Genomic DNA, 14,799 nt, shown 5'->3' on the forward strand with positions numbered 1-14,799 from the left:
TACCTTCCGGCCGGGCGGGAACGGTGTGTCAGACGGTGAGCAGGTCGTCCAGCGAACCGCGTCCCGCCAGCTCCGCCGTCGCCGCCGGGCCCTCCTTCGCGGCGGAGTAGCGGCCCGAGGTCAGCGCCCACTCGTAGTTGCCGCTGATCCAGTGCTGGATGGCTTCCACGCCCATCCGCACCTGGTCGCGCTGCTCGGAGCCGAGGCCGAGCTCCTCGCACATCACCGGGACGTGCGCCTCCAGTTCGAGGTACTCGTCGAGGCATTCCGTGGTCATCCGGTACGCCTCGTCGGCGGCCTCCTCCCACGTGCCGCCACGCTCACGGTGCAGTACGGCGATGAGGTTGTGGCCGTCCCCTCGGCGCTTCTCCCGCTCGAAGGAGTGGATGTCGTTCATGAACCCGATCGTGTCCGCCGCAAGGTCCCGCATCCTGACCATCAGGTCGTGTGCCTGCACCTGCGCCGGCACCTCGAAGCCGCGGCTGCGTTCACCCGCGTCGATGCTGTGGTGGATGCCCACGGTGCGGCGGCGGAACTCCGCGTACTCCTCTATGCCGAGTGTCCCGGCGCGGCCCTTGGCCGCCAGGTCGACCTCCTCGGTGTGGGCCACGAGGAAGCGCCCCCACGAGGCGGCGAAGCGGGTCCGCCAGGCCAGGGACATGCCGGCCGAGAGCTGTGCCCACACCTCGGCCCAGGCGGTGGTGATCGGGCAGATGACGCGCGGAGCCGTCCCGGCGGGGCGCAGCGGGGTGGCTATCAGCTCACGCGCGACCTCCGCTATGCGGTCCGCGCGGTCGGGGCTCCCGGCGTCGAACTGGTCGTCGAAGAGGAAGGCCAGGGAGAACCAGTTCATCAGGACGACCATGTCGTCGGCCGAGGCGTGGGGGTACGTCCGGGCCGCGGCCTGGGGCAGGTCCCAGGACCGGTACTCCTCGAACCCCGCCTGGCTGCGCACCAGACCCGTCTCCCACACCCAGCGCAGGTGGCGCTCGCGGGCGTGAGCGAGGTGCTCGCTCACCGGGGCATCGAAGGGGAGGTCGAATGTGACGTCCTGTGGCATTGGCGTCCTCTCTTGAGACGATTCACAGGCCCCCGCCCTGCGACCGGGCGATCGGGATTGACGCCCATTGACTCGAAGTGCGCGTTTTGAGCCACAAATTGATGACTCATCATGTGCGCCGTGATGCTGCCCAGAGCCTAAACGATCTATGCCACAAGATCGGAAGGAAGAATTCCCATCGGAATGAAGGCTTCACATGGTGCCCGGCCGGGCGAAAAGGAGGAGTTGGCTGACGCCTGCCCCGTTTCCTCACGTGGATCGCCGAAGTGTGCCGCGTCCGCGTCGGTGGCTCGCTTCGGGCCGCTCCGGGTGTGCGTCCGGGGGTGCGGGTGGCGGGATGCCGCCTTCACCGGCGCCCCCGGCCTCACGCCCCGGCCCGTACGGCCGGGCAGGTCTCGGGGGTCACCGGCGGCGGTGCGGGCGAGGGCTCAGGCCTCGCCCAGGTCGGAGCTGAGCCAGTGCTGGGGTCGCAGGTGGATGACGACCTGCTCGCCGTGTTCCTTCCAGGCGAAGTCGACGTAGCCCTCGACCTTCTCGGCGGGGAGGTAGCGCGAGGAGACCTCCACCAGTTGTTCGCGGGTGGCGGGTGTCGTGGAGACGACCGGCCCTTCGACCGAGACGTAGCGGACGGTGGGAGTGACGCGGTCGACCATGATGCTGAAGCGGCCCGACGCGGCGATGGAGGTGCCCTTGCGGGAGTCGCGCCCCGTCATGATCCACAGGTCGCCGCCGGGCTCGTACATGTACCAGATCGGCACCGTGAGTGGGGCCCGGCCGTCCTCCACCGCGTCCACGGCCAGCGCGGCGACGTGCGGTTCGGCCAGAAACTGCTCACGCTCTTCGCGGGTCAAAGCCACGGCTGAACTCCTCGGGTGGGGCGGTAGGCGTTGCCTTCGGCCGCATTATGCAACGTTTGCCCCGGTCCGGACGGGTAGTCACACGCCGTCCCGGTCCACGAGTCCCCGGGCGTCCGGCCGCAGCCGCCAGGCGTTCCCGCGCTGAGCGGCGGCCGGCTCGCGCCGGACGGGGGACGGCGGTACGGCCAGTACGGGGCACGGGGCGTGGGCCACGCAGTAGCGGGCCACGGACGGCCACAGGCAGCGGTGCAGCGCACCGCGCGGACCGGTTCCGACCACCAGCAGGCAGCCCTCGGCGGCGGCCGTCCCCACCAGTACGGCTCCGGGGGTGCCCCGTACGACCCGCCCGACGACCGGCACCCCGGCCCCGCCCGCGCCGAAGGCCGTGGTGAGGGCGTCGCGCAGCCTCTCGGCCGCATCCGTGCGGCACAGCCGGAGCGAGGGCGCCGGGCCGGTGCCGGCCCGGCCGCCGAAGCCCGCGCCGGGGGTGTCCCAGGCCAGAACCGCCCACAACTCGGCATTCCTCAGGTGGGCTTCGGTGGCTGCCCGGCGCAGCGCCGTCAGACTTCCGGGTGTCCCGCTCACTCCGACCACGACTCCGGGCCGCATGGAGTCCGCCTCTCTCGATCGCCGAACCGTCGCCCCCATCTCAGCGCGCGAGCGGCCGCCCGGCCGCGGTGCTGACGGCCCTCTGACGCACGGGGCGCCGATCATGACGGGCCGCTGACGCCCGACGGGCGCTCCTGGTATACCTGTGCGTTCACCGGCTGGGGGGAGCGACAGGATGGCTCAGGACACGTCCGTACGGCTGAGGGCGGCGGACGCCGGGGACGCGGAGGAGATCACCCGCGTCTTCCTCACGTCACGGGACGCGGCGCTGCCCGGTCTGACGCGGGTGCACAGCGACGAGGACACGCTCGCCTGGATCACCCATGTGCTGCTCCCCGGCACCAGGGTGTGGGTGGCCGAGGGGGAGACGGGGGAGCTGCTGGGCTTCGCCTCCCTGGACGGGGACGAGCTCGACCAGCTCTACCTGCGGCCGGACACCCTGCGGCGGGGTATCGGGACACGCCTGCTGGAGCAGGTGAAGGAGGCTTCGAGCGGGGAGCTGAGCCTCTACACGTTCCAGCGCAACTCCGGGGCGCGCGCCTTCTACGAGCGGCACGGCTTCGTCGCCGTGGCCTACGACGACGGCGGCCGCAACGAGGAGAAGGAGCCGGACGTGCTCTACCGGTGGACTGCGTCCGGCCGGCCGGACGCGGTAGGGACCGGGTGACCGGCCGGGCCGCCGGTGGGGGGCGGCCCCGAGCGGTCAGATGACCGGCGGGCGGCCCAGGCGCGTCATCCGCCACACCGTGCGCCAGCGCATCGGCTTGCGCTGCCCGCACTCGGTGCGCACCCCCTCGGCGAAGCCGGCCGCCCAGGCGCGCAGGCCGGAGGCCGAGCGGGTGCGCGCGAGGGTGAGGAGGAGCCAGGTGCCCAGGTAGACGGGGACCAGGAGGAAGGGCAGGTTGCGCCGGGCCAGCCAGACACGGTTGCGGGCGGTCATGCGGTAGTAGACCGCGTGCCGCGCCGGGGACGTCCTGGGGTGCTGGAGCAGCAGCCGCGGCTCGTAGAGGATCTTCCAGCCCGCGTCGAGAGCCCGCCAGGACAGGTCGGTCTCCTCGTGGGTGAAGAAGAACTCGGCCGGCCAGAGGCCCGTTCCGGCGAGCATCTCCATGGAGAGCGCGTGGCCGCCGCCGAGGAACGCGGTGACCGGGCCGCCGCGCATCGGGTCCCCGGCCCGGAGGCGCGGGACGTGCCGGCGCTGAGTCCCGCCGTGCTCGTCCGCGATGCGGAAGCCCACGATGCCGAGGCGCGGGTCGGCGGCGTACAGCTCCTGGACCGTGCCGACCACGTCCTTGTCCACCAGGAGACCGTCGTCGTCCAGCTCGATCACCACGTCCACGTCCCCGAAACCCGCGAGCGCTTCCAGCGCCTCGTTGCGGCCACCGGGGCAGCCGAGGTTCTCGTCGAGTTCGAGCAGTGTCACACCGCCGGCGAGGTCCGTCAGGCCGGGGAACGACCGGTAGTCCGGAAGCGGGGAGCCGTTGCCCACGACGATCACGCGGGAGGGCCGCACATCCTGCATGGCCACCGACGCCAGGAGCGCCTCGACCTGCTGCGGACGGTCCCCCATGGTCACGATGGCTACACCGACGCGTGGTACGGACAAAGCTCGGCTCTCCAGGGGGTTTCGGCTGCTGCGGCACCGCGGTCCTGCGCGGTGCCCGCGATCGTAACGTCTCGCGTTCAGCTTCCCGTGGGTGCCCGGTCACCGGAGGGCCGGTCCCCGTTCAGCCGGGAGTACATCAGCATGTCCCGGCGCCGTCCCCCGATCTCCTGCCAGTCGCGGAGGAGGCCCTCGCGCCGGTAGCCGGCGCTCTCGGCGGTCCTCAGTGAGGCCGTGTTCCACGGCTCGACCAGGAGCTGGACCCGGGGGATGCGCAGCTCGTGCAGGGCCCAGGTGGTGACCGTGCGCAGTGCCGCTCCCGCGACCCCCTGGCCGCGTGCCGGGGCGGTCATCCAGTAGCCGAGCGACGCCCTGCCCTCCGGCGCGTCCGCGAGCCAGAGGCCGATGGAGCCGACCGGCCGGCGGTCCCGGGTGCGGGCGATGGCGAACGGGTACCCGCGCCCGGTGGCCGCCCGGTCCCACTGGCGTCTGACGTAGGCCTCGGCCGCCTCGTCGGAGTAGGGCGAGGGGATCGTGGTGATCAGCGGGATGTAGTCGTCCTCCGCCGCCTCGCGGATGAGGGGCAGATCGCTCATCTCCCAGGGGCGCAGGACGAAATCCGCTCCGGCGGTCATGCTGGGGACGGTCAGCGGTTGTGCCATGTGCGTCATCCTGCCGCGCCCGCGCCCCGCCGCCCGGACCCGACTCACCCTGCGGACGTCCGGCCGTCGGACCGGCCGAGGAACACCCCGGCGAGCAGGGCCCCCGCCAGGACGAGCGCCGAGTTGACGAGGACCGCCGCCGAGACCCCGGACAGCACCGCGCCGGGCCCGGTGTCCGTACCCGCCCGCGCGGTGACGATCGCGCTCATCACGGGGATCCCCATGGTGATGCCGACCTGCTGCGTCATCGTGGCCAGACCGGTGGCCAGGCCCTGCTCCTCGTCGGGGAGGCCGGAGGTGGCGGTGACCATGAAGCCCACGATCATCAGCATGTTGCCGACGCCGCCGACGAAGGTCGCTGCCAGCAGGAGTGCGATCCAGCCGCCGGAGGTGCCGAGCGCCACCAGGGAAAGGGTGGCGGCGGCCTGGACGACGCCGCCCGTGACGATGGTGCGCCGGCTGCCGAACCGGCCCACCGCGCGGCCGCCGAGCATGCCGCCGATCACGGTCCCGATGCCCAGGACCCCGAACGCGAGGCCGGTGGCGAGGGGCGAGTAGCCGAGGACCTCCTGGAGGTAGAGCGTCAGCAGGAAGACCAGGGACGTCTCGGTGACGAAGGCGATGAGCCCGGTGGCGTTGCCCCAGACGACGGTGCGCCGCCTGAGGATGTGCACGGGAACGAGGGGCGCGGCGGCCCGCTTCTCGACGAACCAGAACCCGGCGAGGAGCGCGGCGCCCACGAGCAGTGCGGTCAGGGTGGTGGGGGTGGTCCAGCCGGACTCGCCCGCCTGCGTCAGGCCGTACACGAGGAGCAGCAGCCCGCCGGTGACGGCCGCGGCGCCCGGCAGGTCGAGCCTCGGCCGCTCGGCCGGCCGCGAGTCGGTGATGACGGACGGGGCGAGGGCGACGACGAGGGCGGCGACGGGGACGTTGACGAAGAAGGCCCAGCGCCAGGAGAGCAGATCGGTGAGCAGCCCGCCGAGGATCGCCCCGGCCGTGAAGCCGGCGGACATCAGCGCGCCGTTGAGGCCGAGGGCGCGTTCGCGCAGCGGGCCCTCCCTGAACGCCGTGGTGAGCAGCGCGAGTCCGGCGGGGGTGACGGCCGCGGTGGCCAGACCCTGGAGCACGCGTGCGGTGAGCAGGACCTCGGGAGAGGTGGCGAGCCCGCCGAGAGCCGAGGAGAGGCCGAGGACGACCATGCCGCCGGTGAAGAGGCGCTTGCGGCCGACCAGATCGGCGACGCGCCCGAACAGCAGGGTGAATCCGGCGGCGGCGAGGGCGAAGGAGGTGGCGATCCACTGGAGGTGGGCGAGGGAGAATCCGAGGCCCTCGCCCACGGCGGGCAGGGCGACGTTCAGGATCGAGAAGTCCACGGCGATCATGAACTGCGCGCCGAGGAGGAGGGTGAGCACGAGCTTCTGCCGGCCTGTCATGCGGACGGCCGGGGCCCGGGGAGGTGCGGTGGCGGGTGCCGTGCTGCTGGAGGTGGACATGGGGTGCCCTTTCCTGAAGGCTCGGAAGTGCTAACGGTTCTCTCGTTCCGTTAGTATGTGCGTCACCGTACCAGCGAGTGGGCTATTAATGGAACTGGAGAGCCGTTATGGGTGCTGAGGAAGTGGAGCCGGGCACGGTCCGGCCCGGCGGGCGCACGGCCCGGGTGCGGGAGTCGGTGCTGCGCGCCGCCGGTGACGCGCTGGTCGAGCAGGGCTTCGGCGGGCTCGATCTCGCCGATGTCGCCCGCCGCGCGGAGGTCGGCAAGACGACGGTCTACCGGCGTTGGTCCACCACGGCGGGGCTCGTCGCCGATCTGCTGACGGAGATGGCGGAGCAGTCCGTCCCGCGCGCGGACACGGGCTCCCTGGACGAGGACCTCAGGGCCAACGCGCGGTTGGTGGTGCGGACGTTGACCGACGCGCGCCAGGGCCCCCTCTTCGCCGCCGTCGTCGCGGCGGCGACCTGCGACGCCCGGACGGCCGAGGCCCTGCACCGCTTCTACGCGGTCCGCATCGAGGAGTGGGCCGGCTGCGTGGACGCGGCGGTCGCGCGGGGCGAGCTGCCCCGGGGTACCGACGCGCGCGAGGTGGTCCGGGCTGTGTCGGCGCCCCTCTACTACCGGCTGCTGGCCAGCGGCGACCCCCTCGACGAGACGGTCGCCGACCGGGCGGCCGCGGCAGCCGTGGCGGCGGCGAGAGCGGGCGTGTACGCCGACTGACGGCGGGGCCCGCACACGCGTGACCGGGCCCGTGCGGGCGGGGAACGGCGGGCGCTTGACTTCTCGTGCACTTCAACTCGTAGCTTCTGCCGACATGCAGACAGAGACGGACTGGCAGAAGAGGACACTGGGCCGCAGCGGGATCGAGGTCGGCGCACTCGGCTTCGGGTGCTGGGCGATCGGGGGCGAGTGGTCGACGCCCGACGGCAGCCCGCTCGGCTGGGGCAAGGTCGACGACGAGGAGTCGGTGGCCGCGATCCGCAGGGCGCTCGACCTCGGGGTGCGATTCTTCGACACCGCCGACGTGTACGGGGCGGGGCACAGCGAGCGCGTGCTGGGCAGGGCGCTCGCGGGCAGGCGGGACGAGGCCGTCGTCGCCACCAAGTGGGGCAACCTGTTCGACGAGCGGGCCCGCACGATGGACGGAGCCGACAGGTCGCCGGCGTATGCCCGCCGGGCGCTCGTCGCCTCACTGCGCAGGCTGGGGACCGACCGGATCGACCTCTTCCAGCTGCACCTGGGGGACACCCCGCTCGACGAGGCGGCCGAACTGCGCGACGCCTGCGAGGGGTTCGTGGCCGAGGGGCTGATCCGGGCCTACGGGTGGAGCACCGACGACCCGGAGCGTGCGGCACTGTTCGCCGGAGGCGAGCACTGCGCCGCCGTCCAGCACGCCTGCAACGTGCTGGAGGACGCTCCGGAGGTGCTGGGTCTGAGCGAGGAGCGGAGCCTGCTCAGCGTCGTCCGGAGCCCGCTGGCCATGGGCCTCCTCGCCGGTGCCCGCGATCCGGGCCGGCGGGCGGCGGCCGGTGACATCCGGTCCGCCCCGCCCGCGTGGCTGCACTGGTTCGAGGCGGGCGGGGTGCCCTCGGCGCACTGGGCGCCGCGCGTCGAGGCGGTGCGCGAGGTGCTGACGGCGGACGGCCGCACCCTCGCCCAGGGTGCCCTCGGCTGGCTGTGGGGCCGCAGCGGGCGGACGGTGCCGATCCCCGGCTTCCGGACGGTCGCCCAGGCGGAGGAGAACGCGGGCGCCCTCGCCCACGGCCCGCTGGCCCCGGCGCAGATGGCGGAGATCGCCCGCCTGCTCACCTGAGGGAGGGGTGGGCGGGGTGCGCGGGTCAGCCGATCCGGGTCCCCGTCCCGCTCACCCTGACCCGCGGGTCACCGGACCGCAGCTCGACGGTGAGGGTGCCGGGGCGGCCCATGTCGGCGCCCTGGTGGAGGGTGAGGACCGCGTCCTCGGGGACGAGGCCCAGCTCGCGTGCGTACGCGCCGAACGCGGCGGCCGCTGCGCCCGTCGCCGGGTCCTCGACCACGCCGCCGACCGGGAACGGGTCGCGGACGTGGAAGACCGTGCCGGACTCCCGCCGGACCAGCTGGACGGTCGTCAGGTCCAGCCGGTGCATGAGGGCTTCCAGGCGGGCGAAGTCGTACGAGAGGTTCGCCAGCCGTTCCCGGGTCGCGGCGGCCAGCACCAGGTGGCGGGCCCCGGCGAAGGCGATGCGCGGGGGCAGCGCCGGGTCCAGGTCGGCCGCCGGCCAGTCCAGGGCGGCCAGGGCCTCCGTCACGTCCTCGGGGGAGACGTCCTCGGTGTGCGGCTCGACGCTGGTGAGGGTGGCGCGGAGCTCGCCGCCCTCGCGGGCGACGCTGACCGGGACCGTGCCGGCGAGGGTGGAGAACACCAGGTCGCCCGGGCCGTCCCGCTCGGCGAGCGCGAGGGCTGCGGCCACCGTGGCATGGCCGCAGAAGGGGACCTCGGCCTTCGGGCTGAAGTAGCGGACGGTGTGCCCGCCGTGGCCGTCCGGTGCCGTGAGGAACGCCGACTCGCTGTACCCGAGCTCCGCCGCGACGGCGAGCATCGCCGCGTCGTCCAGGCCGGAGGCGTCCAGGACGACCCCGGCCGGGTTGCCCCCTTCGGGGTCGGCGGAGAAAGCGGTGTAGCGGAGGACCTCGGCGCTGCCGTGTGAGCTCATGTCGCAGGTCAACCGCGGCGTGCAGGCGGTCATTCCCGGAAGGGCCCCACGGGGTGCACGCAGGGGTGGCCCGGGGTCCTGACTCCCCGGGCCACCCCCTGGCCGCTCCACGGACCCCCCCCGGCCGCGGCGGCCCGTTCACTGCGGTCAGTGGCAGACCTTCACGCCGGTGCCCCTGCCCCAGGAGCAGGAGTCCAGGAGCGCGCCGCTCGGCTTGATCAGCCGCGCCTTGTCGCCGGTGTTGTTCCAGACGTACGAACCGCGGTTCCAGTACACGTGGGCCCCGGAGTTCCTGCCCTTGCCGGTGTGCACCCGGACCGTCTTTCCGGCGGCGACGGTGTAGCCGGGGAAGGTGTACGTGTAGCCGGTGTCGTCCTTCAGCTTGTAGCCCTTGAGCTGCAGCGCGGACTTCCCGTTGTTGTGGATGTCCACGTACTCGGCGACCAGGGACGTGTTCGTCCGGGTGTCCTTGCCGGGGCTGTCGTACTGGATCTTGCCGAGGTGCAGCCCGCCCTGATGGGAGGCCGCCGAGGCCGGAGCCGTGGCGAGGAGCGAGCCGGCCAGCGCGGTGGCGGCGGCCAGGGCGAGGGGCGCGGCGGTGCGTATGCGCATGCTTTGTGGTCCTTCTGTGTTCATTCGGTGAAGGTCAGCAGCATACGGGCAGCACGCGCTTGCCCGGACTCGATGGTTGAAATTCGCAAATTCCGCCATTCGAGGGTGAGTTCCGGGCAAGCGCGGATCGAGAATGATCAGCCTCGGCCCACGTACGGCATGGCCGTCGCCAGCACCGTCGCGAACTGGACGTTGGCCTCCAGCGGCAGCTCCGCCATGTGCAGGACGGTCCGGGCGACGTCGTCCGCCGCCATCACCGGCTCGGCGACGACCTCGCCGTTGGCCTGGAGGATCCCCGTGCTCATCCGCTCCGTCATGTCGGTCGCCGCGTTGCCGATGTCGATCTGCCCGCAGGCGATCCGGTACGGCCGGCCGTCCAGCGACAGCGACTTCGTCAGCCCGGTCACCGCGTGCTTCGTCGCCGTGTAGGCGATGGAGTGCGGACGCGGTGCGTGGGCCGAGATCGAGCCGTTGTTGATGATCCGGCCGCCCTGCGGGTCCTGCTCCTTCATCAGGCGGTAGGCGGCCTGCGCGCACAGGAACGTCCCCGTGAGGTTGACGTCCACCACCGTCCGCCAGTCCTCGTACGCGAGGTCCTCGACCGGGGCGGAGCGCGGCCCGAACGTCCCCGCGTTGTTGAACAGCAGGTCCAGCCGGCCGAAGCGGTCCCGCACTGCGGCGAAGAGTGCGGCCACGCCGGCCGGGTCGCTCACGTCGGTGGGCAGGCACACCGCCGTACCCGGGCCGGCCGCGGCGGCCGTCTCCTCCAGGGCTCCGGCCCGGCGCCCCGCCAGAGCCACGGTCCAGCCCGCACTCGTAAGGGTGACGGCGACCGCCCTGCCGATCCCCGATCCCGCACCTGTGACGACTGCGATTCTCTGCTCAGCGTTCATGGCCCGGCAGCGTACGGGAGGTTTCCGGGCGGCCTGCACCCGGTGCTCATCGCACCGCCATTCGGATGTTGTGTACGTGCCAACGGGAAGTCGTCGTCCCGCACTCCAATACCTCTGACAACATCCGGCAGGGGAGGGGCATATGACACCCGCACAGATCAGCAGGACGCCCGGTCAGCACGGTCATTCCGCCGAGCTGCGCGAGGCCGCGCGACGGCTCGGCCCCGGTGTGGGGCGCCGCCGTTTCCTCACGGCCACCGGCGCCGCGGCCGCACTGGCCTTCACCGTCGGCCTGCCCGGCGCGGGCACGGCCGCCGCCGCCGAGCTCGACGCCCGGAAGATCACCGAGGACCCCTTCACCCTCGGGGTGGCGTCCGGGGACCCGCTGCCGGAGTCCGTGCTCCTGTGGACGAGACTCGCGCCCCGCCCGTACGAGGCCGACGGCGGGCTGCCCGCCGAGCGCGTCGAGGTCCGCTGGGAGATCGCCCGCGACGAACGCTTCCGGCGGACCGTCCGGCGCGGATCCACCACGGCCCACCCCGAATTCGGCCACAGCGTCCACGTGGACGTCGGCGGGCTCGACTCCGACCGGGTCTTCTACTACCGCTTCCGCGCCGGCAGCTGGACCAGCCCCACCGGCCGCACCAGGACCGCACCCGAGCGCGGCGCCCGCACCGGGTCGCTGAGCCTGGCCGCCGTCTCCTGCCAGGCGTACCACGACGGTTACTTCACGGCCTACCGCCACCTCGCGGAGGAGGACGTCGACGTGGTCCTCCACCTCGGCGACTACCTCTACGAGTACGCGGTCACCGCCGCCGGCGGAGCCCGCGGCTACACCGACCGCGTCCTGCCGGACCACTTCAACCGGGAGACGCTCACGCTGGAGGACTACCGCATGCGGTACGGCCTCTACAAGTCCGACCCCGACCTGCGCGCCGCCCACGCCGCGCACCCCTTCGTCGTCACCTGGGACGACCACGAGACCGAGAACAACTACGCGGGCGACACCCCTGAGAACAGCGTCCCCCCGGAGGAGTTCCTGCTGCGCAGGGCCGCCGCCTACCGGGCGTACTGGGAGAACCAGCCGCTGCGCGCCCCGCAGCGCCCCGTCGGACCCGACATGCGGCTCTACCGCCGCCTGCAGTTCGGCCGGCTCGCCCAGTTCGACATCCTCGACACCCGGCAGTACCGCAGCAACCAGGCGTACGGCGACGGCTGGAAGATCCCCGGCCCGGAGTCCGAGGACCCGTCGCGCACCATGACGGGCGCGGCCCAGGAGCGCTGGCTGCTCGACGGCTGGAAGAACTCCGGCGCCCTGTGGAACGTCGTGCCCCAGCAGGTCACCTTCGCGCAGCGGCGCGACGTGCCGGGCGGCGCCTACAAGCTGTCCATGGACTCGTGGGACGGCTACCCCGCCTCCCGGAAGCGCATCATGGACGGCGCGGAGGCGGCCGGGATCGAGAACCTGATGGTCCTCACGGGCGACGTGCACGTCGGCTACGGCTTCGACCTCAAGAAGGACTTCGACGACCCGTCCTCCCGGACCGTCGGCACCGAGATCGTGGCCACCTCGATCGCCAGCGGCAAGGACGGCGCCGACAAGCCCGCCAACTGGGACAACCTGACCGGGGCCAACCCGCACCTGAAGTTCTACAACGGCCGCCGCGGCTACGCGCTCGTCACCCTCGACCGGGACGAGGCCCGCGCCGACTTCCGTACGGTTTCGGCGGTCACCACGCCCGGTGCGCCCGTCGCCACGGCCGGCTCCTTCGTGACCGAGGCCGGGAACCCGGGGCTCACCCCCGCCTGAGCCGGCCCCGCACGGGGTCAGGCGAGGCGGTCCGCCGGATAGCGGACGCCGATGCGGTCACGTACCGCGTCGAGCGTCCGCATCACGGCCAGCGAGCCCTCCAACGGCACCAGCGGGGACTCCTTCTCGCCCGCCAGCAGCGCCCGCGTCACCTCCGCGGCCTCGTACTGCAGGCCCGAGAGGCCCTGCGGACCCGGGCCCGCCACGACCTTCTCGGGCTCGCGCCCCGGACGGTGCAGGACGAAATGGTCCGGGTGGAAGAAGTCCCGCGGGAGGTCGATCCGCCCCGCCGTGCCGGTGACGGTCGCGGAGGTCGGCAGGTCGCCCACGATCGAGCAGCTCAGCAGCGCCGTGGCACCCGAGTCCCAGCCCAGCAGCATCCCGGTGTTCAGGTCGACGCCCTCCGGGGACAGCAGTGCGTCCGCCTGCACCCGGTCCGGCTCACCCAGCAGCAGCTGCGCGAACGACACCGGATAGACCCCGAGGTCCAGCAGCGCGCCGCCGCCCAGCGCGGGATCCCGCAGCCGGTGCTCCGCCCCGAAGGCGCCCGCGAAGCCGAAGTCGGCCTGTACCGTGCGGATCTCGCCGATCGCGCCGTCCCGCACCAGCTCCGTCATCCGGCGGACGAGGGGATTGCAGTACGTCCACATGGCTTCCATCAGGAACAGCCCGCGTTCCCGGGCCAGCTCCACCAGCTCCCGCGCCTCGCGCTCGTTGAGCGTGAACGCCTTCTCGCACAGCACGTGCTTGCCGGCCTCCAGCGCGAGCCCCGCCGCCTCACGGTGTGCGGAGTGCGGGGTGGCGACGTAGACGACGTCGACGGTCTCGTCCGCGACGAGCTCCGCCCAGCTGCCGTACGCCCGCTCGATCCCGAACCGGTCGGCGAACGCCTTCGCGGAGGCCTCCGTGCGCGAGGCGACCGCCACGACCTCCGCGCCGGATTCCTTCATCGCCAGCAGGTCCCCCGTGAAGGTCGCGGCTATGCCGCCCGTCGCCAGTACACCCCAACGCACAGTCCCGCTCATGCCCGTCCGCTCCCACGCAAAAAGGTATCGACCACTACGACTGACCTGAGAGCATAGATGTGGTTTCAACGAAGCGGAGACGAGGATGCCGGACAGCGGCGCGAGCCGGGCCCAGCAAGAAGACGAGCACATACCGACGACCAGCAAGGGCGCCGCACTCAGCGCCCAGGCCACCGCCACCCCCACCGCTGCGGGTGTCCCGGCCATCTCCACCACCATGGCGCCGGGCATCCCGGCCGCCTCCACGACCACCGCACGGCGGGCCGGACTTCTGGTCACGCTGGTGCTGGGCGGGCTCACCGCCCTGCCGCCCCTCTCGATGGACATGTACCTCCCGGCTCTCCCGGAGGTCACCGGCGCGCTGCACGCGCCGGCCGCGACGGTCCAGCTCACCCTGACCGCCTGCCTCACCGGCATGGCGCTCGGTCAGCTCGTCGTCGGACCCATGAGCGACCGCTGGGGCCGGCGCACGCCGCTGCTCCTCGGCATGGTCGTCTACGTGCTGGCCACCGCGATCTGCGCCGTGGCCCCCACCGCGGAACTCCTCATCGGCTTCCGCCTCCTCCAGGGCCTGGCCGGTGCGGCCGGCATCGTGATCTCCCGGGCCGTCGTGCGTGACCTCTACGACGGTGACGAGATGGCCCGGTTCTTCTCGACGCTGATGCTGATCTCGGGGGTCGCCCCCGTCATCGCGCCCGTGATCGGCGGCCAGGTGCTGCAGTTCACCGACTGGCGGGGCATCTTCGTCGTCCTGACCCTCGTCGGCGTGCTGCTGACCCTCGTCGTCTGGAAGTGGCTCCACGAGACGCTGCCCCCGGAGCGGCGGCACACCGGCGGTGTCGGCGACGCGCTGCGCACCATGCGCGGACTGCTGGCCGACCGGGTGTTCACCGGCTACATGATCGCGGGCAGCCTCGCCTTCGCCGCGCTCTTCGCCTATGTGAGCGCGTCGCCGTTCGTCGTGCAGGAGATCTACGGGGCCTCACCGCAGACCTTCAGCCTGCTCTTCGGGATCAACTCCGTCGGGCTGATCGCCGTCGGCCAGATCAACGGCAAGCTGCTCGTCGGGAGGGTCAGCCTGGACAAGGCGCTCGGCTTCGGCCTGACCGTCATCTCCCTGGCGGCCGTCGCCCTGCTGCTGATGACGTCCGGGGTCTTCGGTGAGGTCGGCCTGCTGCCGGTGGCCGCGGGGCTGTTCGTGCTCATGTCCGCCATGGGGCTGGCGATGCCCAACACCAACACCCAGGCCCTGATGCGCACGAAGCACGCGGCGGGCTCCGCCTCCGCGCTGCTGGGGACGTCCCAGTTCCTGATCGGTGCCATCGCGTCACCCCTGGTCGGGATCGCCGGCGAGAGGACCGCGGTGCCGATGGCCGTGGTGCAGGTGGTCTGCGCCCTGTCCGCGGTGGTGTGCTTCCTGCTGCTCTGCCGACCGTGGCAGCGGACGGGCGGCACGCGGCAGCCGCTGCTGAAGTGACCCGTG

15 protein-coding genes are annotated in these 14,799 nt (G+C 72.5%); 5 read left to right on the plus strand and 10 right to left on the minus strand.

What is annotated here, in order from left to right; genetic code table 11:
• Positions 1-28: 28 nt before the first annotated feature.
• The 3 genes from ACFUNE_RS15565 to ACFUNE_RS15575 form a co-directional block, all read right to left on the minus strand.
• Positions 29-1,060 carry a 7-epi-alpha-eudesmol synthase gene (locus ACFUNE_RS15565; RefSeq protein WP_383567012.1) on the minus strand — a complete coding sequence of 344 codons (1,032 nt, stop codon included), beginning with the start codon at positions 1,058-1,060 and terminating at the stop codon, positions 29-31.
• Between the two features lie 428 nt (positions 1,061-1,488).
• The gene (locus ACFUNE_RS15570) at positions 1,489-1,917 is read right to left on the minus strand and encodes a pyridoxamine 5'-phosphate oxidase family protein (RefSeq protein WP_383567015.1); all 429 of its coding nucleotides are present in this window, start codon (positions 1,915-1,917) and stop codon (positions 1,489-1,491) included.
• Between the two features lie 78 nt (positions 1,918-1,995).
• Positions 1,996-2,526, minus strand: coding sequence for a universal stress protein (locus ACFUNE_RS15575; protein ID WP_383567018.1), 531 nt, complete (start codon positions 2,524-2,526; stop codon positions 1,996-1,998).
• A gap of 175 nt (positions 2,527-2,701) precedes the next feature.
• Here ACFUNE_RS15575 and ACFUNE_RS15580 point away from each other — a divergent pair, with 175 nt between their 5' ends.
• Entirely contained in the window at positions 2,702-3,193 is a 492-nt protein-coding gene (locus ACFUNE_RS15580) for a GNAT family N-acetyltransferase (RefSeq protein WP_383567021.1), read from the plus strand.
• A gap of 36 nt (positions 3,194-3,229) precedes the next feature.
• Here ACFUNE_RS15580 and ACFUNE_RS15585 read toward each other — a convergent pair whose 3' ends face one another.
• The 3 genes from ACFUNE_RS15585 to ACFUNE_RS15595 all read right to left on the minus strand — a co-directional run bounded on the left by ACFUNE_RS15585 (position 3,230) and on the right by ACFUNE_RS15595 (position 6,284).
• Positions 3,230-4,132: a glycosyltransferase family 2 protein gene (locus tag ACFUNE_RS15585; protein ID WP_383567024.1), complete on the minus strand. Its 903-nt coding sequence runs from the start codon at positions 4,130-4,132 to the stop codon at positions 3,230-3,232.
• A gap of 77 nt (positions 4,133-4,209) precedes the next feature.
• On the minus strand, positions 4,210-4,791 hold the full coding sequence (locus ACFUNE_RS15590; RefSeq protein ID WP_383567027.1) for a GNAT family N-acetyltransferase: 582 nt from the start codon (positions 4,789-4,791) through the stop codon (positions 4,210-4,212).
• 44 nt (positions 4,792-4,835) lie between these two features.
• A complete protein-coding gene (locus tag ACFUNE_RS15595; RefSeq protein WP_383567030.1) occupies positions 4,836-6,284 on the minus strand; it encodes an MFS transporter in 1,449 nt (482 codons plus the stop codon).
• A gap of 107 nt (positions 6,285-6,391) precedes the next feature.
• On the opposite strand from ACFUNE_RS15595, the gene ACFUNE_RS15600 reads away from it, so the two are divergent.
• Together ACFUNE_RS15600 and ACFUNE_RS15605 are read left to right on the plus strand one after the other, a co-directional pair.
• On the plus strand, positions 6,392-7,003 hold the full coding sequence (locus ACFUNE_RS15600) for a TetR/AcrR family transcriptional regulator (RefSeq protein WP_383567033.1): 612 nt from the start codon (positions 6,392-6,394) through the stop codon (positions 7,001-7,003).
• A 94-nt stretch (positions 7,004-7,097) separates the two neighbouring features.
• Complete coding sequence (locus tag ACFUNE_RS15605; protein ID WP_383567036.1) at positions 7,098-8,096, plus strand: aldo/keto reductase; 999 nt, start codon at positions 7,098-7,100, stop codon at positions 8,094-8,096.
• A gap of 25 nt (positions 8,097-8,121) precedes the next feature.
• On the opposite strand, the gene ACFUNE_RS15610 is transcribed toward ACFUNE_RS15605, so the two are convergent.
• The 3 genes from ACFUNE_RS15610 to ACFUNE_RS15620 form a co-directional block, all read right to left on the minus strand.
• Positions 8,122-8,976, minus strand: a complete 855-nt coding sequence (locus ACFUNE_RS15610; RefSeq protein WP_383567039.1) for a PhzF family phenazine biosynthesis protein — start codon at positions 8,974-8,976, stop codon at positions 8,122-8,124.
• A 147-nt stretch (positions 8,977-9,123) separates the two neighbouring features.
• Complete coding sequence (locus ACFUNE_RS15615) at positions 9,124-9,588, minus strand: lamin tail domain-containing protein (protein WP_383567042.1); 465 nt, start codon at positions 9,586-9,588, stop codon at positions 9,124-9,126.
• 137 nt (positions 9,589-9,725) lie between these two features.
• Positions 9,726-10,481 (minus strand): SDR family oxidoreductase, encoded by a 756-nt coding sequence (locus ACFUNE_RS15620; protein ID WP_383567045.1) that lies wholly within the window; start codon positions 10,479-10,481, stop codon positions 9,726-9,728.
• A gap of 142 nt (positions 10,482-10,623) precedes the next feature.
• Here ACFUNE_RS15620 and ACFUNE_RS15625 point away from each other — a divergent pair, with 142 nt between their 5' ends.
• Entirely contained in the window at positions 10,624-12,291 is a 1,668-nt protein-coding gene (locus tag ACFUNE_RS15625) for an alkaline phosphatase D family protein (RefSeq protein ID WP_383567048.1), read from the plus strand.
• Positions 12,292-12,308: 17 nt separating this feature from the next.
• Here ACFUNE_RS15625 and ACFUNE_RS15630 read toward each other — a convergent pair whose 3' ends face one another.
• Entirely contained in the window at positions 12,309-13,316 is a 1,008-nt protein-coding gene (locus tag ACFUNE_RS15630) for a Gfo/Idh/MocA family protein (protein ID WP_383567051.1), read from the minus strand.
• Between the two features lie 85 nt (positions 13,317-13,401).
• Here ACFUNE_RS15630 and ACFUNE_RS15635 point away from each other — a divergent pair, with 85 nt between their 5' ends.
• Complete coding sequence (locus ACFUNE_RS15635) at positions 13,402-14,793, plus strand: Bcr/CflA family multidrug efflux MFS transporter (protein ID WP_383567055.1); 1,392 nt, start codon at positions 13,402-13,404, stop codon at positions 14,791-14,793.
• Positions 14,794-14,799 lie beyond the last annotated feature (6 nt).

Origin of the sequence: Streptomyces sp. NPDC057287 (genome assembly GCF_042667905.1) — a bacterium.
Classification (GTDB): Bacteria; Actinomycetota; Actinomycetes; order Streptomycetales; family Streptomycetaceae; genus Streptomyces.

Excerpts from the sequence above, each read along its gene's own strand:
- ACFUNE_RS15620 (WP_383567045.1), bottom strand. The coding sequence starts at position 10,481 with ATGAACGCTGAGCAGAGAATCGCAGTCGTCACAGGTGCGGGATCGGGG.
- ACFUNE_RS15605 (WP_383567036.1), top strand. The coding sequence starts at position 7,098 with ATGCAGACAGAGACGGACTGGCAGAAGAGGACACTGGGCCGCAGCGGG.
- ACFUNE_RS15575 (WP_383567018.1), bottom strand. The coding sequence starts at position 2,526 with ATGCGGCCCGGAGTCGTGGTCGGAGTGAGCGGGACACCCGGAAGTCTG.
- ACFUNE_RS15610 (WP_383567039.1), bottom strand. The coding sequence starts at position 8,976 with ATGAGCTCACACGGCAGCGCCGAGGTCCTCCGCTACACCGCTTTCTCC.
- ACFUNE_RS15635 (WP_383567055.1), top strand. The coding sequence starts at position 13,402 with ATGCCGGACAGCGGCGCGAGCCGGGCCCAGCAAGAAGACGAGCACATA.
- ACFUNE_RS15590 (WP_383567027.1), bottom strand. The coding sequence starts at position 4,791 with ATGGCACAACCGCTGACCGTCCCCAGCATGACCGCCGGAGCGGATTTC.
- ACFUNE_RS15565 (WP_383567012.1), bottom strand. The coding sequence starts at position 1,060 with ATGCCACAGGACGTCACATTCGACCTCCCCTTCGATGCCCCGGTGAGC.
- ACFUNE_RS15600 (WP_383567033.1), top strand. The coding sequence starts at position 6,392 with ATGGGTGCTGAGGAAGTGGAGCCGGGCACGGTCCGGCCCGGCGGGCGC.
- ACFUNE_RS15630 (WP_383567051.1), bottom strand. The coding sequence starts at position 13,316 with ATGAGCGGGACTGTGCGTTGGGGTGTACTGGCGACGGGCGGCATAGCC.
- ACFUNE_RS15580 (WP_383567021.1), top strand. The coding sequence starts at position 2,702 with ATGGCTCAGGACACGTCCGTACGGCTGAGGGCGGCGGACGCCGGGGAC.
- ACFUNE_RS15625 (WP_383567048.1), top strand. The coding sequence starts at position 10,624 with ATGACACCCGCACAGATCAGCAGGACGCCCGGTCAGCACGGTCATTCC.
- ACFUNE_RS15615 (WP_383567042.1), bottom strand. The coding sequence starts at position 9,588 with ATGCGCATACGCACCGCCGCGCCCCTCGCCCTGGCCGCCGCCACCGCG.
- ACFUNE_RS15595 (WP_383567030.1), bottom strand. The coding sequence starts at position 6,284 with ATGTCCACCTCCAGCAGCACGGCACCCGCCACCGCACCTCCCCGGGCC.